This is a genomic window from Nostoc sp., assembly GCF_036916985.1.
In the GTDB taxonomy this organism is placed as follows: Bacteria; Cyanobacteriota; Cyanobacteriia; order Cyanobacteriales; family Nostocaceae; genus Nostoc.
In genome coordinates this window covers 146830-173772 of sequence record NZ_JBALFD010000044.1, presented here as the reverse complement: position 1 = coordinate 173772, position 26943 = coordinate 146830, and the positions used below count along the sequence as shown (strand labels likewise).

At 43.4% G+C, this 26943-nt stretch carries 24 protein-coding genes; 14 read left to right on the top strand and 10 right to left on the bottom strand.

Annotation, left to right across the window (positions count from 1 at the left end):
- The first annotated feature begins 382 nt into the window (after positions 1 to 382).
- The 9 genes from V7L07_RS16490 to V7L07_RS16450 all read left to right on the top strand — a co-directional run bounded on the left by V7L07_RS16490 (position 383) and on the right by V7L07_RS16450 (position 10005).
- Entirely contained in the window at positions 383 to 2407 is a 2025-nt protein-coding gene (locus tag V7L07_RS16490) for a phosphodiester glycosidase family protein (protein WP_335059606.1), read from the top strand.
- 298 nt (positions 2408 to 2705) lie between these two features.
- Positions 2706 to 3125 carry a cupin domain-containing protein gene (locus tag V7L07_RS16485; protein WP_069070111.1) on the top strand — a complete coding sequence of 140 codons (420 nt, stop codon included), beginning with the start codon at positions 2706 to 2708 and terminating at the stop codon, positions 3123 to 3125.
- A gap of 243 nt (positions 3126 to 3368) precedes the next feature.
- The gene (locus V7L07_RS16480) at positions 3369 to 3695 is read left to right on the top strand and encodes a HesB/IscA family protein (RefSeq protein ID WP_292853756.1); all 327 of its coding nucleotides are present in this window, start codon (positions 3369 to 3371) and stop codon (positions 3693 to 3695) included.
- Positions 3696 to 3827: 132 nt separating this feature from the next.
- Entirely contained in the window at positions 3828 to 4211 is a 384-nt protein-coding gene (gene rpsL / locus V7L07_RS16475; protein ID WP_015214573.1) for a 30S ribosomal protein S12, read from the top strand.
- A gap of 516 nt (positions 4212 to 4727) precedes the next feature.
- Positions 4728 to 5198 (top strand): 30S ribosomal protein S7, encoded by a 471-nt coding sequence (gene rpsG / locus V7L07_RS16470; protein ID WP_069070112.1) that lies wholly within the window; start codon positions 4728 to 4730, stop codon positions 5196 to 5198.
- Between the two features lie 136 nt (positions 5199 to 5334).
- Entirely contained in the window at positions 5335 to 7413 is a 2079-nt protein-coding gene (gene fusA, locus V7L07_RS16465) for an elongation factor G (RefSeq protein ID WP_179067582.1), read from the top strand.
- A 23-nt stretch (positions 7414 to 7436) separates the two neighbouring features.
- Positions 7437 to 8666 carry an elongation factor Tu gene (gene tuf / locus V7L07_RS16460; RefSeq protein WP_334779439.1) on the top strand — a complete coding sequence of 410 codons (1230 nt, stop codon included), beginning with the start codon at positions 7437 to 7439 and terminating at the stop codon, positions 8664 to 8666.
- A 161-nt stretch (positions 8667 to 8827) separates the two neighbouring features.
- Positions 8828 to 9145, top strand: coding sequence for a 30S ribosomal protein S10 (gene rpsJ, locus V7L07_RS16455; protein WP_008232935.1), 318 nt, complete (start codon positions 8828 to 8830; stop codon positions 9143 to 9145).
- A gap of 212 nt (positions 9146 to 9357) precedes the next feature.
- The gene (locus V7L07_RS16450) at positions 9358 to 10005 is read left to right on the top strand and encodes an LON peptidase substrate-binding domain-containing protein (protein WP_335059533.1); all 648 of its coding nucleotides are present in this window, start codon (positions 9358 to 9360) and stop codon (positions 10003 to 10005) included.
- A 162-nt stretch (positions 10006 to 10167) separates the two neighbouring features.
- On the opposite strand, the gene pheA is transcribed toward V7L07_RS16450, so the two are convergent.
- Positions 10168 to 11043 (bottom strand): prephenate dehydratase, encoded by an 876-nt coding sequence (gene pheA / locus V7L07_RS16445; RefSeq protein ID WP_335059531.1) that lies wholly within the window; start codon positions 11041 to 11043, stop codon positions 10168 to 10170.
- Positions 11044 to 11222: 179 nt separating this feature from the next.
- Here pheA and V7L07_RS16440 point away from each other — a divergent pair, with 179 nt between their 5' ends.
- The gene (locus tag V7L07_RS16440; RefSeq protein ID WP_335059529.1) at positions 11223 to 11810 is read left to right on the top strand and encodes a DUF1997 domain-containing protein; all 588 of its coding nucleotides are present in this window, start codon (positions 11223 to 11225) and stop codon (positions 11808 to 11810) included.
- Positions 11811 to 11818: 8 nt separating this feature from the next.
- Here the strand turns inward: V7L07_RS16440 and V7L07_RS16435 are convergent, their stop codons facing one another.
- The 4 genes from V7L07_RS16435 to V7L07_RS16420 all read right to left on the bottom strand — a co-directional run bounded on the left by V7L07_RS16435 (position 11819) and on the right by V7L07_RS16420 (position 18705).
- Complete coding sequence (locus tag V7L07_RS16435; RefSeq protein ID WP_335059527.1) at positions 11819 to 12475, bottom strand: ribonuclease HII; 657 nt, start codon at positions 12473 to 12475, stop codon at positions 11819 to 11821.
- An 8-nt stretch (positions 12476 to 12483) separates the two neighbouring features.
- On the bottom strand, positions 12484 to 14628 hold the full coding sequence (locus tag V7L07_RS16430; protein WP_335059525.1) for an Rne/Rng family ribonuclease: 2145 nt from the start codon (positions 14626 to 14628) through the stop codon (positions 12484 to 12486).
- A gap of 936 nt (positions 14629 to 15564) precedes the next feature.
- Positions 15565 to 18225: a TIGR03960 family B12-binding radical SAM protein gene (locus V7L07_RS16425; protein WP_335059523.1), complete on the bottom strand. Its 2661-nt coding sequence runs from the start codon at positions 18223 to 18225 to the stop codon at positions 15565 to 15567.
- Between the two features lie 156 nt (positions 18226 to 18381).
- Positions 18382 to 18705, bottom strand: coding sequence for an STAS domain-containing protein (locus V7L07_RS16420; RefSeq protein ID WP_335059521.1), 324 nt, complete (start codon positions 18703 to 18705; stop codon positions 18382 to 18384).
- Between the two features lie 473 nt (positions 18706 to 19178).
- On the opposite strand from V7L07_RS16420, the gene V7L07_RS16415 reads away from it, so the two are divergent.
- Positions 19179 to 19379 (top strand): hypothetical protein, encoded by a 201-nt coding sequence (locus V7L07_RS16415; protein WP_335059519.1) that lies wholly within the window; start codon positions 19179 to 19181, stop codon positions 19377 to 19379.
- A gap of 335 nt (positions 19380 to 19714) precedes the next feature.
- On the opposite strand, the gene V7L07_RS16410 is transcribed toward V7L07_RS16415, so the two are convergent.
- Positions 19715 to 20080, bottom strand: a complete 366-nt coding sequence (locus V7L07_RS16410; RefSeq protein ID WP_179069258.1) for a hypothetical protein — start codon at positions 20078 to 20080, stop codon at positions 19715 to 19717.
- A gap of 302 nt (positions 20081 to 20382) precedes the next feature.
- Here V7L07_RS16410 and clpS point away from each other — a divergent pair, with 302 nt between their 5' ends.
- The 3 genes from clpS to V7L07_RS16395 all read left to right on the top strand — a co-directional run bounded on the left by clpS (position 20383) and on the right by V7L07_RS16395 (position 22383).
- A complete protein-coding gene (clpS, locus tag V7L07_RS16405) occupies positions 20383 to 20664 on the top strand; it encodes an ATP-dependent Clp protease adapter ClpS (RefSeq protein ID WP_179067591.1) in 282 nt (93 codons plus the stop codon).
- 133 nt (positions 20665 to 20797) lie between these two features.
- Complete coding sequence (locus V7L07_RS16400) at positions 20798 to 21631, top strand: CPBP family intramembrane glutamic endopeptidase (RefSeq protein WP_335059517.1); 834 nt, start codon at positions 20798 to 20800, stop codon at positions 21629 to 21631.
- A complete protein-coding gene (locus tag V7L07_RS16395; RefSeq protein WP_335059515.1) occupies positions 21628 to 22383 on the top strand; it encodes a pentapeptide repeat-containing protein in 756 nt (251 codons plus the stop codon). The genes V7L07_RS16400 and V7L07_RS16395 overlap by 4 nt, the downstream gene beginning before the upstream one ends.
- Positions 22384 to 22434: 51 nt before the next feature.
- Here V7L07_RS16395 and V7L07_RS16390 read toward each other — a convergent pair whose 3' ends face one another.
- From V7L07_RS16390 to V7L07_RS16375, 4 genes are all read right to left on the bottom strand, one after another.
- Complete coding sequence (locus V7L07_RS16390; protein ID WP_335059513.1) at positions 22435 to 22668, bottom strand: hypothetical protein; 234 nt, start codon at positions 22666 to 22668, stop codon at positions 22435 to 22437.
- Between the two features lie 71 nt (positions 22669 to 22739).
- Positions 22740 to 23378 carry a pentapeptide repeat-containing protein gene (locus V7L07_RS16385; protein WP_335059512.1) on the bottom strand — a complete coding sequence of 213 codons (639 nt, stop codon included), beginning with the start codon at positions 23376 to 23378 and terminating at the stop codon, positions 22740 to 22742.
- Positions 23375 to 24760, bottom strand: a complete 1386-nt coding sequence (locus V7L07_RS16380) for a DICT sensory domain-containing protein (RefSeq protein ID WP_335059510.1) — start codon at positions 24758 to 24760, stop codon at positions 23375 to 23377. The genes V7L07_RS16385 and V7L07_RS16380 overlap by 4 nt, the downstream gene beginning before the upstream one ends.
- Positions 24761 to 24829: 69 nt before the next feature.
- Positions 24830 to 26422 carry a photosystem II high light acclimation radical SAM protein gene (locus tag V7L07_RS16375; RefSeq protein WP_335059604.1) on the bottom strand — a complete coding sequence of 531 codons (1593 nt, stop codon included), beginning with the start codon at positions 26420 to 26422 and terminating at the stop codon, positions 24830 to 24832.
- Positions 26423 to 26943 lie beyond the last annotated feature (521 nt).

The window sequence follows — 26943 nt, the reverse complement described above, 5'->3', positions numbered from 1 at the left end:
TACAATATATACCCATTTGACAATTCCCAAATATTGTTGTTGTCTAGAGTTTTGCTGCTTACCACTTGCCACATATATTACTATTGACCATACCTAACTGAATAGTAGCAACGCTCAGTCAGGATTAAATATTTTAATCCAGTTTTGATAACCAAAACTACCGTGTATAGTATGGTTAGAATTAGTGCCAGTTAAAACACTTGATTGCAGTGGCTTTGGCGTCTAAGTAAATTAGTTAATGTCTATAAGAGATAACTATCCAATATGTAGATTACCATATTTATTCAAAAATAAAGTCATGTTTTCTTTATATTTGTCAATAATTAGTTAGTTTATACCTTGGGTGATAGGTTTCAAAAATACCTAGTAAATTATGGTAAAAATGCCGAATTGTTGCCAATCAGGGATTAGCGAACGCAAATTTTTTCGAGCTACTGTGTCACCAATACTTTTGACAGTACTGTGCTTAATTACTACCTATCCTATCAACGCCCAGGAGTCCCCAAAAACCACCAAATCAGTACCCAAGTTAATCTCACAGTCACCTGCACCTCCCTCAAGAGGTGTGGCATCCTCTGGCAATCAAATTTCCCTCAATGGTCGTACTTTAGCAGGAACTTGGTTGCAGCAACCTGGAAAATCTGGTCAGGTCACAACTCATCTCAGTGACGGGGCATTCAGGCAATTAATTGGAGTAAATTTCTTAAACAATAGTAATTCAGCGAAGCAACCAATACAGTGGTTTTCGTCGGTGACAACGCCACAGATATTAACCGCTAGGCTACTAGGAGCATATCGCTATCTGGATATTACTAATTTTGCTCAAACATCGGGATGGCAAATTCAAGTTAATGGTAACACTTTGGTGATTGCTACCCCCAAAACACAAATCACAAATATTGTTCAGAGCCAGGAATCTCCAGAGGCGAGTGCGCCTTTGCAGCAAACTCGGATGCTTGTCAATTTAGATCGTCCCACTCCCTGGCAAGTAGCACAAGGTTCTGCGATCGCCAAACCGCAAACTCCATCTTCCGATCCAGATACGCCAACCCCAAAATCCACCACACCGCCAAATCGAGAGTGGACAGTTACCCTGGATGGAATAGCCGATCCCGTTTTGATAGAACGCTATACCCCGAAGCCACCAGCAGCACCACCAACATTACTGCCAAATCTGCTCAAACAATTATTACCAACTACACCAACACAACCAATACCATCACCCCCTGAACCACTGATTCAAAAAGTGGAGGTGCTGAAAAACCAAACGATTATTAGTTTGAGCGTTCCCTTTGGTCTATCGCCTCAAGTTAGTACTGTCGCTAACCCCAATCGCCTGATTATCGATATTCGACCCGATCCTTTAGAAGAGCGGGATATTACTTGGGCCCCAGGATTGCGCTGGCGACAGCATTATGTAAACTTGGGCACAGAACGCTTTCCGGTGGTCTGGCTGGAAGTTAATCCCCGCAAATTTGGGCTAACCTTGAAACCGATGTGGGCTAGCCTTGATGGACTTGCGGGTACTGCTCCCTTGATTCAAACAGCCCAACGTTACTTAGCTGTCGCTGGAATTAATGGTGGTTATTTTAACCGTAATAATAGATTGCCATTGGGTGCGATTCGTCGGGATAATCAATGGTTATCAGGCCCCATTTTGAATCGAGGTGCGATCGCTTGGAATGATTCAGGCCAATTTTACTTTGGTCGTCTCACCTTAGAAGAAACTTTAATCGCAGCAAATGACCAGCACCTACCAATTCTGTTTCTCAACAGTGGTTACGTCCAGAGTGGCATTGCTCGTTATACTCCAGCTTGGGGATCAACTTACACACCCCTGACAGATAACGAAATTATCTTAGTGGTAGAGAAAGACCAAATTACTCAACAGTTACCAGGCGGCAAAGTTGGTGGCACAGCAGTTCCCATTCCCCAGGATGGCTACCTGCTAACCTTACGCGCTAACGCTACTAGTGCTGCCTCCCAGCTACCTATTGGAAGCACAGTCAGCATTTCCAGCGCCACTACTCCAGCTGATTTTAGTCGTTATCCCCACATTATCGGGGCTGGGCCACTATTAGTCCAAAACCGTCAAATTGTCCTTGATGCCAAAAGTGAAAAATTCAGCAATGCCTTTATTGCCGAAAAAGCTATTCGTAGCGGTATTTGCACAACGACAACAGGCACACTAATGATTACTGCCACCCATAATCGTGTCGGTGGTTATGGGCCTAATTTGGCAGAACACGCCCAATTGATGCAACTCATGGGCTGTGTGGATGCCCTAAATTTAGACGGCGGTAGTTCTACCAGCCTTTATTTGGGAGGGCAACTACTCGATCGATCGCCTAGTACCGCTGCTCGTGTTCACAACGGAATTGGTATTTTCCTACAACCACGAAAATGAGGTAATAGAAAAAAACCCAATCCCCATTACCCCTTATCCCCAGAGGGGACCCCACCTTCCCCAATCCCCAATCCTCAGTCACTTTTTAAAGTTTACAACAAGCTGCCATTTTGCTTGATGAAGACTTGGTGTAAACATCAGAATTTTAGTAGTGATAGTTTACACCATCAGGTTTGATTTTGCTATGTTTATCAAAGTGCGACAAAATTGCTGATTTTCAAGCTTGCAAGATAACGCCAGATTTTTTATCAATAGTTAAGAGTACCAACGGTTTGTTATGTCTTCAAATGAGGTAACTATGGCTCGATATCAAGAAACTACACAGACTGAAACTCTACACCTACCTCCAGCCATCACTTCTAGGGGCGTTGCTGCAACTGAATTACGTCCTTGGGGTGCTTTTACAGTTTTGGAAGAAGGGCGCGGATACAAAATTAAGCGCATCGAAGTTAAGCCCGGACACCGCCTCAGTCTACAGATGCACCATCACCGCAGTGAACATTGGATTGTTGTCTCTGGTACAGCTAGAGTAGTTTGTGGGGAGAAAGAAGTACTACTGAGCAATAATGAGTCAACTTATGTACCCCAATGTACATCTCATCGTTTAGAGAATCCTGGCGTGATCCCCTTGGTGTTGATTGAAGTCCAAAATGGCGAATACTTGGGAGAAGATGATATTATTCGCTACCAAGACGACTATGCCCGTACCAAAGATTAAAACCAAAAGAACGCTATTAAAGCTTTAATCCCAAAGGTAATTCGTGTAAACCGTCTTTGTAAACGAACTACTACACCCCAGAAGTCCCTACCTAGTTAAGGTGGGGACTGAAATATGTTAGTGTTATAAATGTAGTAATAGCGATCGCGCTCATACTTTAGATGATTTAGAATTTTGCACAAGCAAGGGTCAACCCATCTGTAAAATGGAAGATGGGGTATTCAATTGCAAAAAACGAGTTCCATGATTCATCTGAGTCAAGCAGCCGTGAGTGAAATTGGGCGCATAAAGTCCAAACAACAGCCAAATGTCTTGTTTCGATTGGCAGTAAAACCAGGTGGTTGTTCCGGGTTATTTTATGATATGTCCTTCGATGAAGCAATAAAAGTTGGCGACCAGGTTTTCGACTTGGATGAAATTCAAGTAGTTATAGATGCCACAAGCTTAAATTACCTCAACGGTTTGAGGGTGGATTATTCAGAAGACTTAATGGGTGGTGGTTTTCGCTTCCACAATCCCCAGGCGATCGCTACTTGTGGCTGTGGCAATTCCTTTTCCTTAAGTCATTAGTGATTGAGCATTAGTCAAAAAACAGATGTTCAATCACTAAGGAAAAATCACAATTGACATAAAGCCGTAAAAAAAGATATAATCAGGATTTGTTAAAACTTAGACCATAAGCAGCTTTACGCGCTGTAACTCATGCCAACAATACAGCAGCTAATACGAACTGAGCGCGAACAAGCGCGTCAGAAAACCAAGTCCCCTGCTCTGAAGCAATGCCCCCAACGTCGGGGAGTTTGTACCAGAGTATACACGACCACACCAAAAAAGCCTAACTCAGCCCTACGTAAAGTAGCAAGAGTCAGACTTACATCTGGATTTGAAGTTACAGCTTACATTCCAGGCATTGGTCACAACTTACAAGAACACTCAGTTGTAATGATTCGTGGCGGTCGGGTTAAGGATCTACCAGGCGTGAGATACCACATTATCCGTGGCACCCTAGATACAGCCGGAGTCAAAGACCGCAAGCAAGGCCGTTCCAAGTATGGAACCAAGCGGCCCAAAGAAGCGAAAAAATAGGATTGGGCGATTAATCGCATCCAACACGATTAATCGTCTACCTTAAAAGCATCGCCGTCTGTGTTCTAGCAGTAGTTATGTCTGTTTAAAAAAATCAAGCAAGCTACACCTACACTAAGCGAGCAAGTGTAGAAGTTCTGAAGAGAAGGCTGTAACCAACAGCAAATTTCTCATCTGAACATTAAAGTTTATAATCTTGTCGCCTTGAGTATTTAGTTGCAGGTAGCAAGTCAAACAATTTTAGATTTTAAATTTGCGATTTTGGATTGGCTGAACCCACGAGGGGATGAGGCTTACAGACTTTTGATTTGTTCAGATCCTTGCGCTCGGAACATGTAACGAAAACTTTTAATCCAAAATCCAAAATCCAAAATCCAAAATTGGCAGTAAATTAGGTCAGCCTTGCTGCAACGGTCGAAAAAATTGAGGAAGTCTGAGGGTTGGGTTCTACCGCTTTTAGTTTCCGGTGTCTGATAGCATATAATTTCGTTGCCAATTCCGAATTAAAGGTGAAGTATGTCTCGTCGTGGTGTTATTCAAAGGCGCCCAGTTCCGTCTGACTCTGTATATAACAGTCGCCTTGTCAGCATGATTATCAGACGGATTATGCGTCATGGTAAGAAATCGCTTGCCGCACGCATTGTTTATGATGCCTTAAAAACTATTGAAGAACGCACTGGTGCTGGTGCCTTAGAAACCTTTGAAAGAGCAGTGCGAAATGCCACGCCTTTAGTAGAAGTAAAGGCTCGGCGAGTTGGTGGAGCAACCTACCAAGTACCAATGGAAGTGCGTACAGAACGGGGCACTACCCTAGCACTGCGTTGGTTAGTGCAATATTCCCGCTCAAGACCAGGCCGGACAATGGCCAGCAAATTGGCAAATGAGTTAATGGATGCTGCTAACGAAACTGGCAATGCCATTCGCAAACGTGAAGAAACACACCGGATGGCGGAAGCTAACAAAGCATTTGCCCACTATCGTTACTAAGTAAAAAAGCGATATATCGCCTTGCCGAAGCGGTATATCGTGGATTTACAAAAAAGACGGTTTTCCGTAAAAGTATAGAATCTTAACAAAGAGTAATATACAAGATATCATGAGGCAAAAACTATAGGAGGTAGCTGTGGCACGCACGATCCCGCTAGAGAAAGTACGCAACATTGGTATTGCGGCGCATATAGATGCGGGCAAAACAACAACAACAGAGAGAATATTATTTTACTCTGGGATAATTCATAAAATTGGCGAAGTTCACGAAGGAACTGCCGTCACAGACTGGATGGAGCAAGAGCGGGAACGGGGAATTACCATTACTGCTGCTGCGATCAGTACCAGCTGGAAAGATCATCAAATTAACATTATCGATACTCCTGGTCACGTAGACTTCACAATTGAAGTTGAGCGCTCCATGCGCGTATTGGATGGTGTAATCGCAGTATTTTGTTCTGTGGGCGGCGTGCAACCGCAGTCTGAGACAGTGTGGCGGCAAGCAGAACGCTACAAAGTTCCTCGGATCGCCTTTATCAACAAGATGGATCGCACCGGAGCGAACTTTTATAAAGTTCACGAGCAAATTCGCGATCGCCTGCGGGCGAATGCGATCGCCATTCAACTACCAATTGGTAGTGAAAACGACTTCCGAGGTATTGTTGACCTAGTACGGCAACGTGCGTATATTTACGCTAATGACCAAGGAACCGATATTCAGGAAACTGATATCCCAGAAGAACTACAAGCGCAGGTAGACGAATTCCGTACCAAGCTCATAGAAGCCGCGGCAGAAACCGATGATGCTCTAATGGCTAAGTACTTCGATGGCGAAGAACTTACAGAACAGGAAGTTCGGACTGCCCTGCGTAAAGGCACAATTGCGGGGACAATTGTACCAGTACTTTGTGGTTCGGCATTCAAAAACAAAGGCGTGCAATTGATGCTGGATGCCGTTGTTGATTACCTGCCAGCGCCAAGTGAAGTACCGCCAATTCAAGGCTTACTGCCCAATGGCGATACTGTTGAGCGGCGGGCTGATGACAACGAACCCCTAGCAGCTCTGGCATTCAAGATTATGGCTGACCCTTACGGTCGCCTGACATTTGTTCGCGTTTATTCTGGTGTCCTGAAGAAGGGCAGCTACGTTCTCAACGCTAGTAAGAATAAGAAAGAACGGATTTCCCGCTTAGTTCTCATGAAAGCAGACGATCGGCAAGATGTCGATGAACTGCGAGCAGGTGATTTGGGAGCAGCCCTGGGATTGAAAGATACCTTGACAGGTGACACGCTCTGTGATGATGGATCGCCAGTAATTCTGGAATCACTATTCATCCCTGAGCCTGTGATCTCGGTAGCGGTTGAACCCAAAACCAAGAACGACATGGACAAGCTGTCCAAGGCTCTGCAATCTCTCTCAGAAGAAGACCCCACCTTCCGTGTCCGCGTCGATCCCGAAACAAACCAAACCGTGATCGCGGGAATGGGAGAGCTACACCTAGAAATTCTAGTAGACCGGATGTTGCGAGAATTCAAGGTTGAAGCGAATGTAGGTGCGCCACAAGTAGCTTACCGAGAAACAATTCGGAAAGCTGTAAACAAAGTTGAGGGCAAATTCATCCGCCAAAGTGGTGGTAAAGGTCAATACGGTCACGTTGTGATCAATTTGGAGCCTGGAGAACCTGGTACTGGCTTTGAGTTCGTTTCCAAAATTGCTGGCGGTTCAGTACCTAAAGAGTATGTTGGTCCCGCAGAACAAGGAATGAAAGAAAGCTGCGAATCCGGTGTTCTCGCTGGATATCCGTTAATTGACGTTAAAGCGACGCTAATTGATGGGTCATACCACGATGTAGACTCTTCGGAAATGGCTTTTAAAATCGCTGGTTCAATGGCGATGAAAGAGGCTGTGCTGAAAGCTTCACCCGTCCTCTTAGAGCCTATGATGAAAGTTGAGGTTGAAGTTCCTGAAGACTATATTGGGAACGTCATTGGCGACCTCATCGCCCGCCGGGGGCAAATTGAAAGCCAAAGCACCGAACAGGGACTTGCTAAGGTCGCATCCAAAGTTCCACTGGCGACCATGTTTGGCTACGCCACTGATATCCGGTCAAAAACGCAAGGTCGGGGTATCTTCACGATGGAGTTCAGCCACTACGAAGAGGTGCCTCGCAGCGTAGCTGAAACTATCATTGCAAAAAGCAAAGGGAACGCTTAGTTAAAATAAGGAAATGAGCATTCATGGCACGCGCAAAGTTTGAAAGAAATAAACCCCACCTCAATATTGGTACTATTGGCCACGTTGACCACGGTAAAACCACGTTAACAGCAGCCATTACTATGACCTTGGCAGCTCTTGGTCAAGCTATAGCTAAAGGCTACGATCAAATCGATAACGCTCCAGAAGAAAAGGCACGGGGTATTACCATCAATACCGCTCACGTTGAGTATGAAACCGAAAATCGGCACTATGCTCACGTAGACTGTCCAGGCCACGCTGACTATGTGAAGAACATGATCACCGGCGCGGCTCAGATGGATGGTGGCATCCTCGTAGTAGCTGCTACCGATGGGCCTATGCCCCAGACCCGCGAACATATTCTGTTAGCAAAACAGGTTGGTGTTCCCAGTCTGGTTGTATTCTTGAACAAAGAAGACTTAATGGATGACCCAGAACTCTTGGAACTAGTAGAACTAGAACTAAGAGAACTGTTAACCAGCTATGATTTCCCTGGCGATGATATCCCCATTATCAAAGGCTCTGGTCTGCAAGCTCTCGAAGCAATGACCAAGAATCCTAAGACCAAAAGAGGTGAAAATCCTTGGGTAGACAAAATCTACGAATTGATGGATGCTGTGGATTCTTTCATTCCCACTCCTGAGCGGGATGTTGATAAGCCCTTCCTGATGGCTGTAGAGGACGTGTTCACCATCACAGGTCGTGGTACTGTAGCGACTGGACGGATTGAACGTGGGAAAGTTAAGGTTGGCGATACTGTCGAGCTAATTGGTCTGAGAGACACTCGTAGTACCGCCGTCACCGGGATTGAGATGTTCAAGAAGAGCCTCGAAGAAGGTCTGGCTGGAGATAATGCAGGTGTACTACTGCGTGGTCTTAAAAAAGAAGATATTGAGCGCGGTATGGTGATAGCCAAACCAGGTTCAATTACACCTCACACTCAATTTGAAGGGGAAGTGTATGTCCTCACAGAAAAAGAAGGTGGCCGTAAGACTCCATTTTTCGCTGGCTATCGTCCCCAATTCTATGTACGGACAACCGATGTAACTGGTACTATCAAAGGCTACACCTCAGATGAAGGTAAAGAAGTAGAAATGGTGATGCCAGGCGATCGCATTAAAGTGACAGTAGAATTGATCAACGCGATCGCTATTGAACAAGGAATGCGCTTCGCTATCCGCGAAGGTGGTCGCACCATCGGTGCTGGTGTTGTCTCCAAAATTTTGAAGTAGCACCTTTTTGCTCATAATGAAGGAGCAGAGATGGTATTTATTGTGCCTCTCTGCTCCTTTCTCTTCCCTTAATTAATTTTAGATTTTGGATTTTAGATTTTGGATTAAATCTAAAATCTAAAATCTAGAATCTAAAATCTCTAGAACCTGGAAAATTAAAGATGGCAACTCTACAGCAGCAGAAGATTAGAATTCGCTTACAAGCCTTTGATAGGCGCTTATTAGATACATCTTGCGAGAAGATTGTAGACACAGCTAACCGCACCAACGCTACAGCTATAGGCCCAATTCCTTTACCAACAAAACGCCGAATCTATTGTGTGCTGCGATCGCCTCACGTAGATAAAGATTCACGGGAACACTTTGAAACCCGTACTCATCGCCGGATTATTGACATTTACCAGCCCTCTTCTAAGACTATTGATGCCCTGATGAAATTGGATCTACCATCGGGTGTAGATATTGAAGTCAAACTTTAATTTAGTCATTGGTCATTGGTCATTTGTCATTGGCAAAGGACAAAGGACGAAGGACAAAAGACAAATAACATTAGTATGAATATTTGGACAGCCCTGAAGAAATATATCTCAGGGCTTTTCTTTAGCTAGGAAACAAATGATAGAATGTAGAGAAAGTACGGGAAAAGCAGAGAAAAATTATTTTTTAAGATTAAGTTTATACCAAAGTAACAATGACATCATCTTCTAAAATTGCAGTTCGCGAACTACCTCTGTTCCCGTTACCCGAAGTAGTTCTGTTTCCTACCAGGCCATTACCTCTGCACATCTTTGAATTTCGCTACCGAATCATGATGAACACGATTTTGGAGAGCGATCGCAGGTTCGGGGTTTTGATGTTCGATCCAGTCAAAGGTACAATTGCAAACACTGGTTGCTGTGCCGAAATCATTCATCACCAAAGGCTACCAGATGATCGGATCAAGATGATGACTTTAGGGCAGCAAAGATTTCGTGTATTAGAGTATGTTCGTGAAAAGCCATATATGGTTGGCTTAGTTGAGTGGATTGAAGACCAACCACCGGCTAAAGATTTGCGACCTTTATCTTCTGAAGTAGAACAACTGCTGCGAGATGTTGTGCGTCTGTCAGCTAAATTAACCGAACAAAATATCGAACTGCCAGAAGATTTACCCGATCTCCCAACAGAGTTATCTTATTGGGTAGCTAGTAACCTTTACGGTGTCGCCGCAGAGCAGCAGTTATTGCTAGAAATGCAAGATACTGTAACTCGTCTAGAGCGGGAAGCAGAAATTTTAACCTCTACTCGTAATCACTTGGCAGCTCGCGCTGTTCTTAAAGATACATTTAGTGAAAAGTGAGGAGTTAGGAGTTAGGAGTTAGGAGTGAAGAGTTAGGAATAAATAACAAAAAATAAAAGATTGGCAACTTATAATTTATATTCCCTACCTGATAACTAATAACTGATAACTCGTAAATCCTAACTGATAATTATTAACTCCTAATTCATAACTCCTAACTTCTCAATTAACGGCGCTGATCGGCAAAACATTGTAAGCACCAAGAATTTTTAAAACCTCTGTGTGGATAGTTAATTCTGCTAAAGCAGATTGCATTTGTGGTTCTTTGGCATCTGCTTCTAAATCCATGAAAAACAAGTATTCGCCTAGCGATCGCTTCGTCGGACGAGATTCAATCCGGCTGAGATTAATTCCTAGTTGAGCAAATATTTGCAAAGGTTTGACTAATGCTCCGGGTGTGTTGGCAGGCATACTAAAAGCTAGCGATGTGTGACTAGTAGGCACTTTTGATGTCTGGTATCCAGTGTCCGTTTCACCCTGACTTACCACCCAAAAACGAGTAAAGTTTTCTGGATTGTCGTTGATGCCACTAGCAAGTATCGGCAAGTTGTAGAGTTGAGCGGCTCTACTAGAAGCGATCGCAGCCGTTGTTGTCTCTTGCTCCAATCGCTGTAGTGCTTCGGTTGTGGAATTGCTGGGAATAATCTGTACAGTTGGCAGAAACCGCTCTAACCATCCCTGACATTGTGCCAAAGCTTGCGGGTGAGAGTAAACAGTTTTAATCTTATCTAAGCTAGACGCGCAAGAAATTAACGTATGAGCAATGGGTAATACCAAAGCCAACTGAATTCGCAAGCTGTCCAACTGCCAAAGTGTATCCAAGGTTGTGGTAACACTCCCTTCAATAGAATTTTCCACCGGCACAACAGCCAATTGTGCTTGACCATTCGCAACGGCGTGCAATGATTGGGAGATAGTGGGATAAGGGCTTAACATAGCTTCAACTCCCGTGCTTTTGTTTAGCCAGTTGACATAAAAAACAGCTGCTTGTTCTGTGTAAGTGCCGGGAGGCCCTAAATGTGCGATCGATAGAGTCATGCCTTTAGCTTTGAGTTACAAGTTTAATCGGTAAAATGAGCGTACCAACTTTTTGCCAATGATGTATACCTGATAAGTAAAAATCATTTTTACGGTCTATAAATTTTGTAATTTTCTAATAATCAGAACTAAGTTGTTAAAAAATATTAAAATTAAGAAACAGATATTTTTATTAGCTCATGGCTACCCGGTTTACTGCCTCCCAATCGGTTGAAATCGCTGTTCCAGAGCAGCCTATTCCCATCCAGCACTACTTACGTCAGCCTCAACGTCTGGTTAAAGCTTTAGTTGACAATAGCCGGATTCAGCAGCTTTCTGAGGAAGTGTTTCGCTTGAAAATGCGTCCGCTTACTTTTATGTCACTGAGTATTCAACCTACCGTAGACATGAGAGTATGGGCAGAATCAAATGGAATAATTTATTTGCGATCGCTAGGCTGTGAAATTCTGGGTTTCGAGTATATTAACCAGCGCTTTGCTCTCAATTTAAAAGGGCATTTGTCTCCTCAAGAGTTTAGCACTGGCACTCGCCTGCAAGGAAGGGCTGATTTAGAGGTGCTGGTGGATTTCCCACCGCCATTTTCCTTTACTCCTAAGCCGATTTTAGAAGCTACTGGCAATGGTTTGCTTAAAAGCGTGCTGTTGTCAGTCAAGCAACGGTTATTAAATCAACTTTTGGCGGATTATCGCTACTGGGTGATATCACAAACCAAAGATAGAGGACTTGGCGGCGATAGTACTGAATTACCAATCCTGAATGCTGAGTAATTTTTTAATCACTCAACACTCAGGTGTTTGATTTGGCAAGGACGAAAAGACAGACGATGTAGGGGCGATGGCCCATATTGTTGCAAAGCCAGCAAATGCCGCTGGCTACCATAACCCTTGTTACTTTCTAGATTGTACATAGGGTATTTTAATGCCAGACGCATTACCAGTTCGTCACGCCAAACCTTAGCAACAATGCTAGCAGAGGCAATAGCGAGCGATCGCTCATCACCTTTGACTATTGTTTGTTGTGGCACTAGTAAATCTTTGATTGACTGATTTCCGTCAATCAAGCAAATTGCAGGCTGTACCTTTAACTTCAGCACAGCCCGCTTCATTGCTAACAGCGTTGCTTGCAAAATATTTATTTTGTCAATTTCGGCAGTGGAAGCAAACCCAATTTTCCAGTCTACAGCTAGCTCACAAATTTGTTGTGCTAGCTGAGTTCTTCGAGAACTAGACAACTTTTTACTGTCTTTGATTTTAGCTGCTATCAGTATTGGCAAAGCATGATCTGGTAGGATCACCGCTGCCGCTACCACAGGGCCAAATAAAGCGCCTCGCCCTACTTCATCCACACCTGCAACCAACCCTGGAATCCCTGACAAGGTAGAAAATTCCAGCCAAGTGGATTGTTCCAAAGGCGTTGGCGATGTTTCTACCATAAAGCAAATTAATTATCCTCGATCGCTGAGGAACGACGGCGACGGCGACGGCTGGCAGTAGCGCTGCTATTGGCTTCGTTTTCATCTGCGATCTCGTTGGCTTTGGCAGCTTTGGCAGACAAGCGTCCCGAAGGATTCGTAGTCAACTCCGATGTTTCAGTTGTCTCTTCGATCAAAGATTTTGGTTCTGGCTCAACAACTTTTGGTGTCGGTATTTTGCTTGCAGTTATTTCAGGTGTTGCCTTTTGAGCAATAGTGATTATTTCAGGTGTTGCTTTTTGGACAATAGTTGATTCTGAGGTTGATTCAATTGGGGTCGTTGGCAATTGACCAGGCTGAATCACATTAATAATCACAGACTTGGTATTTTTAACCTCTTGTTCTAGCTTCACCAAAGGAGATATCCCCATCAAGGCAAATATATCCTGTTCTTGGAGGCTCATTTCTACAGTTCTAATCTCCGGTGGTTCTACCACTGGCTTAACTGGTTCTGCCTTGATAATTTTAGTGCGCTCTACTACTCTTTCACTCCAACCTGGTTTACCAAGGGTAGGGGATGGGATCTCTGGTGCAGATCCTAGTTCTGGTTCTACATCCAGGTCTAAGTCTGGCTCGTTGACAAAAGCTAGGGGATTAGGGATAACCCGAGCTTCATCTTTCCCGTTTAACCCATTGACGCCAATTCGACTGCGGCGAGTGCGGGTACGACGTTTATCATTAAGTTCTTGATAACTAGGATGATTGATCAGATTTAGGTTGCTCAATTCTGAGTCGCCGTCAAATGTTTCCCCAAATCCATCGTAGGTTTCTCGTGGTTCTGGAGTGCGGGCAGATGGCTGACGTGGTTCTCGGTGAGGTAAGGATACAAAACGCTCGCGCTCTGGTGTATCTGCTGGTATCGGCAATCGGTTTTCGATTTCTCCAGGGAGACGCACAGTATGTCCTAAACCGCCACAGGTAGGACAAGTTTCACCAAATAATTCGTAAATATTTTGACCCTGACGTTTGCGGGTCAGTTCTACTAAACCTAGTTCGGTGAGTTGGGCAATCTGGGGACGAGCTTTGTCTGCTTTGAGTGCTTTATTAAAGTGTTCGAGAACTTGTAGTTGGTCGCGTCGCGATTCCATATCGATAAAATCAACGACGATCACCCCGGCGATATTCCGCAGACGCAACTGGCGAGCAATTTCTGTTGCAGCTTCGCAGTTTGTCCACAAAACTGTTTCTCTAGCTGTTGCCGATCGCGTGAAGGAACCTGAGTTAACATCAATCACGGTTAATGCCTCTGTCGGCTCGATGATGATGTAACCGCCAGAAGGTAGGTCTACTCTCGGTTTGAGAGCTTCGCGAATGGCAGCAGTGATGCGGAAGTATTCTAAAATTGGGGAGCGATCGCGATGATGGTCAATCAACAATCCCTGCGGTGTTTGACCGCCACTCCAATTCTGCAAGTACTGTTTAACGCGCTTCAAACCAGTACTAGAATCTACCACAATCCGATTGACATCAGCGCCGTACATATCTCGCAATACGCGCTGGATAAAGTCATCGTCCCGGTTGAGCAGTGCTGGAGCGCGGGTAGAATGGGCTTCCTGCTGAATGGCTTCCCATTGCTTTTGCAGCAACTCCAAATCTTCCATAATCGCTTCTTCGGGTTTGCCTTCGGCTTCTGTACGCACGAGCAAGCCCATCCCTGCCGGTTTGACCAAAATTGCTAATGCTCGCAAGCGGTTGCGTTCACTTTCACTTTTAATCCGTCGGGATAAATTTACGCCCCTACCATAGGGCATCAGTACTACGTAGCGTCCAGGTAAAGTAATATTACCAGTGAGCCTTGGTCCTTTTGTCCCCGTTGGCTCTTTCATTACTTGCACCAAAACTTTCTGCTGTGGTGCAAGTAGTTCTGTAATTGCTGCTGCGGTACGCTTCAGCTTCAATGGACCTAAGTCGGTGACGTGAATAAAACCGTTACGCTCTGGATCGCCAATATTGACAAAAGCCGCATCTATCCCAGGTAATACGTTTTCTACTACTCCTAAGTAGATATCACCTATTTGATGATGACCTGTAGCAACAACGAGTTCCTGTATTTGATCTTCAGAAAAAACCGCAGCAATTTGGTGCTGCTCCGCGATGATAATTTGTTTCGGCATTCAATTTCCTCAAAAATTGGCAGCACTTATAGGTTTGAGGTTTGTTGTATCAAGTCCGGTTAATTACTTCTAATTCCAAACTCCCCGCGTCTGGGCGTCAGTTTTAATTATTAGTGTTTTCTCGGTTTGATATTGTACTTTTGCTGCCCTCACAACCCTCAAAAGGCGCTACTGGTAATAAAAATCGCAAATCTGAGCTTCTAAGTTAAATAGCTATTGGCGCTCTTAAGAGCGTTTCCACGGCTGATTATTCCAGAACTGCTGCATATCGTTTAAGCAATTAAATCAACCGTCCGTAGTTGATCTGTAATACAATACCCTCAAATCTTGAGAGTTCTGAGTTGAAAGTTTTAAATCCTGAGTGAGGATTTGAACTCAGGATGTTTCATTGAGAGTAACCTACCGAATTCGTGAAGAAAAAGAAACTATTTCTATTTTCCATTCCCCGGATTTATCTTAGGGTTATACTCAGCAGCGCCAGTTGCTACCCTGCCTTGAGCTGCTCTAGCCTAAGACAAGCCGCGCTTTGCGCGTCTGTGAAAGTCTACAAGTCGGCATAACCGACAGCAGTTGCTTTAACTCTAAAAAAGTAATGCACTAGCTCTTGGGCACTACGTGGATTAGACATTCAGCAGTTGTTTAAAAAGCATGGATTTAGAGAAGCTAACTGAGCCTGCTGTTAGTTACTGATTCACAAGGTAGCTATAGAGAGAGTGTGCATTCTTTAATCTGCTTTTTGTTTGTCTAGAATAAAATCCTAGAAATTTCACTCTAAATATCTTTGCTTTCGCCCCCTGAATACCAGGGTAGTGAACCAGCTAATTCAATGCAGCGCCAGAAAATTTCTCTTCACCCTATTCTAACGCAACCTTGCTAAAAATCAATTCATATTACCTGCCATGTCAGGACAACTACTAGCAAGTTGCCTTACAGGGATTATACCCCTAAAATTAGCCGATTGCGGTGGATGTGCAGGAGTTGAAATTCTACATTCGCCACTGCTTCTAGCATAAACAGGATTTGTTCGGGACGCAACAGCAAACCGTCCTGGCGATAGCTACCTAGATAACGGATTACAGATGACATAGATTCTGCAATGCAATTGTAGTTTTCTACTAATTCCAATTCAAACAAGCGATCGCGCAGATTTATTAACTGGCTCTTGCCTGATTTATTTGTTTGCTCGTACCAAAATTCCTCTTTTGCTTTGATTATATCAATCCAGTTTTGCCATTGTATGGGTGTTGTTTCTTGAAGTGCTGCTAAAGTAATTAGATACTCTGCGGACTCTAGCAGTTGTGTAGCGGCACTAGCTTTTAAATCGATCTGCTCCACATTATATATTGGTATGTCTGTGGGCATTTCACAAGCCAATTTTTCTCGGAAAGTATCAACTTCCACTGGCACAGTTAACTCAAAATCTGCAATTTCACCGCTGCTAGTAGCCCCTAGAGCCAAAGCAGTTGCTAGAGAAATCCGTGGCATTGGGTGAAACCCGCCAGTAAAAGCAATTGGTAAGCCTGCTCGCCGCACAACTCGGTCAAATAGACGGATTAAATCAAGATGGCTCATCAAAGCCATATTACCTTGTTTCCCAAACCAAACTCGCAGTCTTTGCGCCTTAGTTGTGTTGGGGACAAATTCGCCAGCAAATTTTGGGATAGCAGGTGATTCAATTACCACGTTATGACCAAAGTCAGTGCCACAGACACCACAATGAGAACAACCTTCAAAAGAGCAGTCAGGCACAATAGAGGCTTCTAGGGCGCGTTGCAAGTCTTCTTGAAGCCACTTTTTGTCAATCCCGGTATCAATATGATCCCAAGGTAAGGGAATATCGAGGGAGTGGGGAGTTAGGAATTGGGTATTTTCCGCATCTTCCGATCTTTTCTGCTCTTCTACATGAAACAAATTCCATTCGCCATTTTCTACTTGGCGGTATTTCCAATCTAAATCGGCTTGGGCGATCGCAATCTCCCAAGCGCTAAAAGCTTGATCTAAATTTTCATACCAGGAATCCATACCAGCACCTAATTCCCAAGCACGGCGGACTACTTTGCCCAAATTGCGATCGCCTCGTCCCACAAAATCTTCCATTGCCGAAATGCGGACATCGGTAAAATTTACCTTCACTGCCTTGATTCGGCGGAATTCTTGCCGCAACAGGTTTTGTTTTCGCTTAAATTCAGCAGTAGAAACTGAGTGCCACTGGAATGGTGTATGGGGCTTGGGCGTAAAGTTAGAAATTGTCAGGTTAAAGTTTAGGGATTTTCTGCCCTTGCCTCGACATTCTCGCTGTAGCCAGCTTACTGTTTCGGCAATGCCCACAACGTCGGCATCCGTCTCACCTGGCAAGCCAATCATAAAATACAGCTTTATTTTATCCCAGCCTTGTTCCCAAGCGGTTTTCACCCCCCGCAATAATTCTTCATTTGTCAACCCTTTGTTTACAATATCTCGCATCCTCTGAGTACCAGCCTCAGGAGCAAAAGTCAATCCACCTTGGCGCGTACCTCCAAGGATATTGGCAATATTTTCATCAAATCTGTCTACCCGTTGGCTTGGTAGAGTCAGAGAAATGTTTTCATTTTTTAAGCGATTTTTGATTTCCATCCCCACTGCTGGTAGGGATAAATAATCAGAGCAACTCAGAGATAGTAAGGAAAACTCATTGTAACCAGTTGCCCGCATACCCTGTTCAATTGCTTCTACCACCTTATCGGGTTCTACATCCCGTGCTGGTCGAGTCAGCATTCCTGGTTGACAGAAGCGACAGCCACGAGTGCAACCACGCCGGATCTCAATGGTCAAGCGGTCATGAACTGTTTCTACATAGGGAACTAACCCAATGGAATATGCTGGTATGGGAGTTGCAACCCTTCGCAGAATTCGTTTTGGGACATCTGGGCGATGAGGGTGAACTGAGCCATCCTCTGCCATATCGTAAAACTGAGGCACGTATACACCTGGTATCTGTGCCAAGTCAAGTAACAGATGTTCCCGACTTAATCCTGCTTGCTTGCCTTCTTCCAAGACTAAACCAATTTCTGGCAGTAGTTCTTCTCCATCTCCCAGGGCGAAAAAGTCGAAGAAGTCAGCATAAGGCTCAGGATTTGATGTCGCTGTTTGCCCACCAGCGAAAATCAATGGAAACGATGACTGGGTATCACTAAATTCTCCCCTGTTCCCCTGCCTCTCTCTCCACGTCAATGGAATTCCAGCCAAATCCAACATTTCGAGGATATTAGTTGCACCCAGTTCGTAACTGAGGCTAAAGCCCAAAATGTCGAATTCTGTCAGAGATCGCTTTGACTCTACCGCAAACAATGGCGTATTGGTTTCGCGTAGTTTGGCTGCCAGGTCTTGTCCTGGGAGGTAGGCGCGATCGCACAATTGACGCGGTTGGGCATTTAAAATGTTATAGAGGATAATGTGCCCTAAGTTAGATGCGCCGACTTCATATACTTCTGGGTAGGTTAAAACCCAATGTATTGCTGTCGTATCCCAAGCTTTGTGTATTGCTAATAGCTCGTTACCCAGGTAACGAGCTGGTTTGGAAATACCCGATGTTATTAATTTTTCAACTGCAACAACCACTGTGCTATCTTCTAGCTACCTTAATTACAGCTATCCAAAGCTAACCTTAGCATTGAATTAGGACTTCTAACAGAGTTTGTCGTTGCAACTTACAATTCCTTTACATTAAAGTCTACTTCTTGTTCTAAGTTTTGTACTTTTACATCAAAGTTCTGTTTAGCTAAATGCAGCTTCACCGTCTAAGATTTCAAATACCCTATCAAGTTGCGTCAGTTCAAAAATAATTCTAATTGGTGGAGCAACGGCGCAAAGTCGGCAACTTCGTCCTAAAGTAAGAGCCAGTTTGTGTGTAGATAACAATGCCATCAATCCTGCGCTGTCTAAGGATTCTACTGCTGTGAGGTCTACTACCAAGATGGAAATACCATTTTGTGCCAACGCGGTGGTCATATCTCGTTCAAATTCCAAGGCATTTGCAGCATTCAAAGACCCTTGGGGGCGAATAACTGCAATCTTGGGATAGTTAAGCACTGCCTGCATAGTTACATCCTATTAAGAATTTTGAAGCGTCAAGCTAAGGATTATTTGAACATAAACTCTATTTTGTTGCATCGACCATACGTCTTACCTCTCTTTGCTGAATCTTTATTGCTTTCGTATCTCTGTTTAAAGATTGTTAAAATTCCAGTTTGAAATGTGTTTATGTATACTTTTTTTTTATCTCAGTTCAAAAACAATCAACTATAGACGGTCATAGAGCAGACAAATCATCAGTAACTATGCTGAGAAATCTTGCTTAGTCTATAACTAAAGCTAATTTAGCCAAGTCTTAACGGTAGGTTAAATCTTTCACTTTAGCGTTGCTGATGGCATTACGGCAAAGCCAAAGCGAATTATCTATCCAACTAATTAAACTGTGATATATATCACTAGTAAGTTAGTATTTGGAGCACTCTTCTATACTTAGGCTAATCTGAAATGATTAGTATCATATTACAGTTTGGTTATTACTTATGAGAACTCAGTACGCTATTCGTAAATTGGTAGAAAAAGCTCTTGACATAAAAAAACTCACCCCTGAGATAGAAAATGAAATCAATTCAGAACTTACAGAACTTGGTTATATTTCTGATGTTGATTACGAAGCCCTCGAATTATTAATGGCAGAGATGGATGCTGGCAGAATTCAGTTAGTTCCTAACCTGGGATATTAGAATAATTCGTAATGACGCTCGTGGACTCGCTACCGCTACGCTAACGTAATTACGTAATGATGCTCTATAGGAGACGCTAAAGGCGTAGCTTGCTTCCCTGTAAGGGTACTGAGATTCGCTAACTTAATTAAGTTTTGTAACGGGGATTGAAAAAGAGCTACAAAATTTGCTCATGAGGAGAGATTAAGGGAGAAGAGTTTTCCCCTCCGCTCCTTGCACCTCAAGAGTGCTGAGTAATGAGTGCTGAGTGTGGGAGATGACGGGACAAGGGGGAATTATTGAATAGTCTCTCCCTTGTCTACCTTGTCTCTTCTCCATGCCCAATGCCCCATACTCTAATCCTCAATTCCCAATCCCTCTTGATACGCTTGCCACAGTTGGTGAATAAACTGATTTAGTTGCTGCTTTGCAGCTGAATTTGATTCAGTTTTTGGTTCTTTTGCTAAAACTTGGCTCAAGAAGGTAATTACTTCTGTGTCTAATGCTGGACAAAATAAATTGGCAGGCCAAAGCAGGTCAGACGCATCTCGCAAATCGGTAATTAGCGGCGATTCTTGAATGAAAGTGACCATTAATAAAGGACGCACCCAGCATAACTGACGGGAAACTACAAATTGAATGACTTCTGCATACAGATTCCTGTCGCCATGTTTTAAAGACACAATTTGTCCTGGTTGAAGAAATTCTAGGCTGATGTCCATCATTATGCAGTTTGGGCAAGGGCAAGGATTATTTTGCAACTTCCTTAATCTTAAAAAGTGAAAATGCGTTAACTTTAAGGAAGACTCTCTATAAGATTAGGGTAACACTGTTACGGCAACCATGTCTAAGACATATACCTTACAAGTGGCTACGCAAGACTAATACGACCAATCCTTGGCAGTAAAGGGTTTTCCTCGTATAGTATCTGAGCAGAAATACTATAGAATAGGTGTATGACTGTTGAGCGATCGCAAAACAGAGACTTTGTTGTAGTGAAGTAACGAGAAAAGAGCAAAGAGCCGTGTCAGTTGAAACCATTGAAAAGCCTTCCACAACCCGCAAGCTCGCGCCTCGGTATCGCGTTTTGCTCCATAACGACGACTACAACTCGATGGAGCATGTTGTACAGTCACTAATAGCGACTGTGCCAAGTCTTACGCAACCCCAGGCTGTGAGCATTATGATGGAAGCCCATACTAACGGGCTAGCTTTAGTCATTACTTGCGCTCAGGAGCATGCTGAATTTTATTGCGAAACATTGATCAGTCACGGTTTAAGTAGCACGATTGAACCTGATGAATAGTCAAATAATTCGTAATTCATAATTCGTAATTCGTAAGTAACAAGGGTATAGCACCCCACACTAAATTAAAAATTTAGTGGAAAGTTCAGAGCTAAAACTGATTGTAATTACGGATTATTTTGACTTGTTTAGTATGAACAAAAACCTTGTCCGTTTAGCTGAACGCCCTGCCCCTATTAGGCTGGGTTGTTTTATTTTGATTTTATTGTTGCTATGGCTACCATTGGCTACACCAATATACTTACTAGTGCATGATTCAAACTTAGAAAGTATATTGACATTGGTATTTTTATATGTAGTGTTTATTTTTCTCCTGAGATTATGGGGTAAATATGTCTACCAACAGCCCCAAATTCTGCGGCATTATGGCTTAGAATTCACGCGACAAAATGGTGTGGATTTAATACGTGGCTTGGCTATAGGGATAATTAATATTCTGATACTTTTTGGGGTAGAAAGTTTGTTGGGTTGGTTGGTGTGGCAACAACCAGAAGTTTTTTTGCTGAAAGTTGTTTTAGAGGGTTCACTTGTTGGCTTAGGTGTTGGATTTGCTGAGGAATTGTTATTCCGAGGCTGGTTGCTAGATGAATTACAACGAGATTACAGTCTGCGTGTGGCACTGTGGACAGATGCAACTGCCTTTGCTACATTGCACTTTATTAAACCCTTGGAAGCAATTATTCATACATTGCCGCAATTTCCAGCTTTAGTGCTGCTGGGGTTAACGCAAGTGTGGGGAAAGCGTTGGCGGAGGGGACGCTTGGGTTTTCCAATTGGTTTGCATGGTGGTTTAGTTTGGGGCTACTACATTATTAATGTTGGGGAATTAGTGAAATATTCGGGTCTTGTTCCTGATTGGGTAACTGGCGTGAATAATAATCCCCTGCAAGGAGTGATGGGAGTGTTGTTAATGAGTGTACTAGCTTTGTGGGTACGGGCAAGGACTGAGCGATCGCGTCATATATGAAAATAAAAATATTAATCGTATCAGCTTTATTACTTACTTTTCTTTCTAGTTGTAAAGATTGTCAGGCCAAAAAAACTTCAAATCCCGCTCATGTGAAGCAGCTACTAACAACTAAAAAATGCCCCAAGTGTGATTTAGGTGGTGCTGATTTAACAAATACTGATTTAGCTGGAGCAGATTTAAGAGAAGCTGAATTGACAGATAACTTACAATCAGCTAATTTTTCTGATACTAATCTTTCTGGCTTATTTATTTCTGATAGTAATCTCCGTGCTGCGAATTTAAGTGGCGCTAACTTAAAAGGTACGTATTTTACGAAAGTAGATTTATCACAAGCAAATCTAAATCACGCTAATTTAGCTTATACTACTTTCCGTGATGGCAATTTTCACTCGACAAACTTACAAAATACTGATTTAAGCCACAGCGAATTTACCGTCGATTTAGGGTTAACAGATATAGATATGAGTGGTGCTATATTAAAATTTGCAAAATTGGATGGAAATGATTTAAGAGGTGCAAACCTCCGTGATGTTGACTTTACTCAAAGTAGCGTAGATAGAACAGACTTTCGTCATGCTAAAAATCTGACAACCGAGCAAATTAAATTGGCACAAAATTGGGAAGAAGCAGTATACGACGAAGAATTTCGCGCCAAATTAGGACTACCTGCTTGCAAAACTAGGTTAGGTAAATATTTGGGAGATCCTTTCATTTTTAGTAAAATCAAGAAAGGATGTTTTCAAAATTAATCAGTTGCCTCGTTCCCAGGAGTACATATTTGTCAGCTACAGCACGCAGCATCAAATATCCTCCCGTGGAAAATTAGCCCATTCTTCACTACGGGCTACATCAACTTCCTCTGTGGAAGGTGGGTTTCCTAAATCAGCACATAGTCCCCACAAGGATTGTCGGGGAAAGTTAGAGAGTTTATCTGTTAACTCGCGTTCTATATCAGGAGCAATTTGCTGGATCAAACGTACTTTGTCCACAGTTGAAAGCTGTTTTGCTAGTCTGATAACTTCTTTTAGGCTCACAAATTTTCACCTGCTTTATCTGCAAAAAATTTTAACAATAGCCAAGGATACTGGGGTTTTTGGTGGAATCTTTAAGCAAGCGTCTCAATCATTGTGCCCACCAAACAGGCTTTATTCAAATTAACGCCGCTCAAATTTGCACCTTCTAACTCTGCACAAAGCAAATTTGCTCCTGAGAAATTCGCCCCTGCTAAATTCGCCCCCCGTAAGTCAGCTTCTTCCAAGTTTGCTTCACTCAACAAAGCCCCTTGCAAATCGGCGCGACTCAAGTCTGCACCTTTGAGATTTGCCCCAGTTAGGTTTGCACCGCGCAAGTCAGCACCGCGTAAGTCAACGCCTTGCAAGTTCACGTTCATTAAATTAGTGCCACTCAAGAAAGCACCTACCAATGACACATCACTGAGTCTGGCTCCCATCAAGTTAGCGCCACGCAAATTACTACCCCGCAAATCAGCACCCGTTAAATCTGCTTGCATCAGGTTCGCCCCCATGAGATTCGCCCGCAAGTCAGTTTCTTGGAGGTTCGCTCCCATGAGGTTCGCCCCTTCTAAATGCCCACCTTCGAGTTTAGAACCAGCAAAATTAGCACCTACAAGGGTAGCACCAGCAAGATTAATCCGGCTTAAATCCAGTCGAGAGAGTTCCTCGTCTTCTAAATTTGCCCCTGGAAGTTGTTTGAGTTGTCCTAATCTAATGGCTTCAATATTCATGTAAAGTAACTACCAATCTCTTCACTGATCTTGCTGTGGCTATCCCATTGGGAATCAAGTATCCAGATGCCGGCGCTGACTTTGGGTGTCATCAAGGGTAAGTCGAGTCCCTGTTGTAAACCCATAACTAACAAAGCTAGGGTATCTACAAGTTTAGGGTCAAAGTGACTAGATTCTTGCTGTTTGCACTCATCTAAAGCTTGAGTAAATATCTGTTCCCGGCTTTGATTTGACGATTTTCGCTGATTGACTCGCCACTGAAAGTCTGCCAATAATGCCAAAATTCTCGACTCTAGGGGAATTTGATCTCCAGCTAAACCTACTGGTTCCCCTGCGCCATTCCACCATTCGGTTTGGTGAGTGATAATTTGGGCAACGGCTCGCAGTCGTGGCATGGTTCGCAATACTTGCACCCCTGGTATTAAAGGACAACTGGGGGGATGTAGGTAGCGTGCGGGTATATGATCAGAAGTCAGGACACTTTCGGCATTTTGTAATGGATCTATGCGATGTAACAAAGCCGCTAGCCGCAATCTCTTAATTTGCCATGCGGGAAGATCCAATAGCTGGGCGATCGCTTCCGCAAGTACAACCACTTCCGCAGCTGCCATTGGATTGTTGACATCTGCCATATCCATCAGTTGCGCCATTCGCAAAAAGGCTTGGATTTCGTTAGAAACCAAGTTGCGATCTAGGGTTTGTTTCTGAAGTGCTGTGGAGATGGATAAATTATCTTGCCCAGTCTGGAGGTAATCTACTACACGGGAGACAACTGCACCTAAATTTTCTGATCTGGCCATTGACGGTACAATTTGTTGTTTATCGGCTGTGAGTTTTTTCGCCAGTTCTGGGTTGTATTTTCTGATGTGAGCGATCGCAATTTCTGCTGTCTCTTGCACTAACTCCGGCTCAAATGTCCATAAACCATAGAATTTACGCTCTAAGTCTGATGTCGGTATCCCAGTGCTGCCATAATCAGCCTCCGATAATTCTTGACAAATTACCATTGCTGTGTATTTAGGTGACAAGATAATTAAGTGCCACTCTTGCGCCACAGAATCAACTGGATCTAATGCTACTAAGTCTACATTGGGTAGTTGACTGGTAGGATGTTCAGCAAAGCCAGATTCGGCGGCAGCCATGATGGCAATTTGGCGGCTGTGCTGGGCAATGTCTGCATATCGTTCAGCTTCTTGTAGATACCATTTTCCTTGTTGAAAGGCTGTGATCACCAAGGGTGTACCGTCGTCGGTTAAGATATGGTCTTCTAGGGCATGGCACAGGGCAACGAGGGTATTTTTGTAGTAAACACCGAATCGAATTGGCCTGGTGGTGTGGCGATGGGCTGTTTCTAGCTGTTGTAGGATTGAACCTTCTAACATGGGATTTGGTAAAAATAACCGCAGAGGCGCAAAGGACACAGAGGGGGAAAAATTCAGAATTCGTGTTTTCTAGGATACACCTGCTAACTGCTTTTCTTTAGTCTCTAATGGTGCTGTAAGTGCTGCTTCTAATTCGGCACAACCCAGTTTTTCTTCTAAGATTTTCATGACTTCGCGTCCGAAGTCGTTGGGGTTTTGTTGCCAAGCTTGCAAGCAGACTTCGCCGAAGAATGAACCAAGGGGTTCAGGATTCCAGAGAAGTTTTTTGGCTGTCCACGGCATCAAGCTCATTGGATCGTACCCTGGTTTGAGGATGCCTTCTTTAAAAGCATATTCTTCTAAATGGGTATGGGGTTGTAGCCCAATAAAGAAGATGGCGGGTTCGACTTTATCAGCACCAAAAATCCGTTCTAGTTCGCGGTGGTAAGCGATGGTTTGACGGATGGTTTCGGGACGTTCGTCAATGACGTTAAAGGAGTAGTTAACGGAAACTACATCGTTGAAACCAGCAGCTTTTAAGTCACGACAGTTTTGCAAGACGGTTCGCAGGTTGTAACCCATCCGCATTTTCCGCACGAGTTCTTGAGAACCACTGGTAATCCCGATTTCAAAGTAGTTCATCCCGGTTTTCGCCATCAAGTCACACAACTCTGGTGTCAAATTGTCGGCTCTGATATATGCTGCCCAGTGGATATCTGTCATACCAGAATCGACGATTTTTTGCAAGAGTTCTACAGCATCGGCGATAAATTTTTTCGCGGGGATGAATTGGGCATCGGTAAACCAGAAGTTGCGAATGCCGCGATCGTATAATTGGCGCATCTCGGCAACGACTTCATCGGCTGGGTTAATGCGTACTTGTTTGCCTTCGACAACGGTGTAGACGCAATAACAACAGTTGTGAGGACAACCACGCTTGGTTTGTACACCTATATAAAAGTCTTGCTCTTGCAGGTAATAGTTAAATTCCGGCCAGATGCTTTCGATATAGTCGTAATTGCAAGCAGTTTTTTCTATTGGGGTGGGTTGTTCGTGAATTAGCCGTTGACGTGGTTGAGTTTCTCCAGCAACGTAACAGCGTTCATCTCGAAAATCTCTACCACTTAAAAGTTTTTCCAGCAGGGTTTCGCCTTCACCCACTGAAATAATTGTCCCTTGGGGTAAGCTTTTACCCAACTGTTCGTAAAAAACGCTGACTGCACCACCACCGACAACTACACGCGCATCAGAGTTATACTTTTGGGCACGCTTTAAACCGCGTTTGATTAAGCCCTGATTTTGCCACAACTCTAAATAGTAAGCGGTGAAAATACGCAAACCGCCCAATCCGCCGCGTAGTTTCAATAGAGGATTTTTGGCGTAGTAAAATTCAAAGGCGTTTTGCAGCGGGTTGCCACCACGCCCGCCAACTGGGGCATAGATTTGAATATCCCGCCAAGAAAATACTAGTAGTGTTGGTTTAAATTCATCGATACAGCGATCCAGAGCCGAACTGTAATCTAAAGGTGGTACTGTTCCTAAATCAAAGATGCGCTGTTCAATATCAGGAAACTGCTTGTGGACATGATCGCTCAGGTAGACAACCCCAATAGGAAAGATGGGGTTACAAGGAAGGCGAACATAAAGAATTCGATTTTCCATCATCTGTGTTTGGACTTCCATCTTGCCAATCTGTGGAGAAAGCGAGAGAAACATTCAGTTTTAAAGTGTGTGCTTGTTTTATCTGGTTTTATTTATCAAATCGCGCTTGACATTTTAGCTAATTATTGGTAATCGGAAGCTGCTATTAGCAACTGCGGGAAACGCTAAAATTGCTGTGCATAAAACATACATGGAATCTATGGAGAGCTTTATGAAGACATTTTTTCATATAGCTTTACCATAACATCGAGTTTATTCATTAAGCGATGATCCCAGATGATTAATCCTGGGATACATGAAACAGCAAAACTTACTTCCTGGCTATGCGAAAGGCAAAGGGATCATTGTTATGTCAATTCCCTAACAATTTGCCTAAAGAAAATTAAAGCTTTTATACCAGGAAAAAATATCAAAGACTTTTATCTATAGTGTATAATTCCGAAAAAGGTGTAAATAATTACAAAGTTTTCATAACTGAAAATATATCTTTAGACAGAAATAATCTACAAAGGCTCAGTTGGTATTCGCAGTTACAACAACTG

Bases quoted from the DNA above. Each gene is read 5' to 3' on its own strand.
- V7L07_RS16380 (WP_335059510.1), bottom strand. From the start codon at position 24,760: ATGTTAGAAGGTTCAATCCTACAACAGCTAGAAACAGCCCATCGCCAC.
- pheA (WP_335059531.1), bottom strand. From the start codon at position 11,043: ATGACTCTATCGATCGCACATTTAGGGCCTCCCGGCACTTACACAGAA.
- V7L07_RS16395 (WP_335059515.1), top strand. From the start codon at position 21,628: ATGAAAATAAAAATATTAATCGTATCAGCTTTATTACTTACTTTTCTT.
- rpsJ (WP_008232935.1), top strand. From the start codon at position 8,828: ATGGCAACTCTACAGCAGCAGAAGATTAGAATTCGCTTACAAGCCTTT.
- V7L07_RS16430 (WP_335059525.1), bottom strand. From the start codon at position 14,628: ATGCCGAAACAAATTATCATCGCGGAGCAGCACCAAATTGCTGCGGTT.
- tuf (WP_334779439.1), top strand. From the start codon at position 7,437: ATGGCACGCGCAAAGTTTGAAAGAAATAAACCCCACCTCAATATTGGT.
- V7L07_RS16410 (WP_179069258.1), bottom strand. From the start codon at position 20,080: ATGGACATCAGCCTAGAATTTCTTCAACCAGGACAAATTGTGTCTTTA.
- rpsG (WP_069070112.1), top strand. From the start codon at position 4,728: ATGTCTCGTCGTGGTGTTATTCAAAGGCGCCCAGTTCCGTCTGACTCT.
- V7L07_RS16420 (WP_335059521.1), bottom strand. From the start codon at position 18,705: ATGCAGGCAGTGCTTAACTATCCCAAGATTGCAGTTATTCGCCCCCAA.
- V7L07_RS16400 (WP_335059517.1), top strand. From the start codon at position 20,798: ATGAACAAAAACCTTGTCCGTTTAGCTGAACGCCCTGCCCCTATTAGG.
- V7L07_RS16485 (WP_069070111.1), top strand. From the start codon at position 2,706: ATGGCTCGATATCAAGAAACTACACAGACTGAAACTCTACACCTACCT.
- V7L07_RS16415 (WP_335059519.1), top strand. From the start codon at position 19,179: ATGAGAACTCAGTACGCTATTCGTAAATTGGTAGAAAAAGCTCTTGAC.
- V7L07_RS16450 (WP_335059533.1), top strand. From the start codon at position 9,358: ATGACATCATCTTCTAAAATTGCAGTTCGCGAACTACCTCTGTTCCCG.
- V7L07_RS16385 (WP_335059512.1), bottom strand. From the start codon at position 23,378: ATGAATATTGAAGCCATTAGATTAGGACAACTCAAACAACTTCCAGGG.
- V7L07_RS16435 (WP_335059527.1), bottom strand. From the start codon at position 12,475: ATGGTAGAAACATCGCCAACGCCTTTGGAACAATCCACTTGGCTGGAA.
- V7L07_RS16375 (WP_335059604.1), bottom strand. From the start codon at position 26,422: ATGGAAGTCCAAACACAGATGATGGAAAATCGAATTCTTTATGTTCGC.
- rpsL (WP_015214573.1), top strand. From the start codon at position 3,828: ATGCCAACAATACAGCAGCTAATACGAACTGAGCGCGAACAAGCGCGT.
- V7L07_RS16490 (WP_335059606.1), top strand. From the start codon at position 383: ATGCCGAATTGTTGCCAATCAGGGATTAGCGAACGCAAATTTTTTCGA.
- V7L07_RS16440 (WP_335059529.1), top strand. From the start codon at position 11,223: ATGGCTACCCGGTTTACTGCCTCCCAATCGGTTGAAATCGCTGTTCCA.
- V7L07_RS16480 (WP_292853756.1), top strand. From the start codon at position 3,369: ATGATTCATCTGAGTCAAGCAGCCGTGAGTGAAATTGGGCGCATAAAG.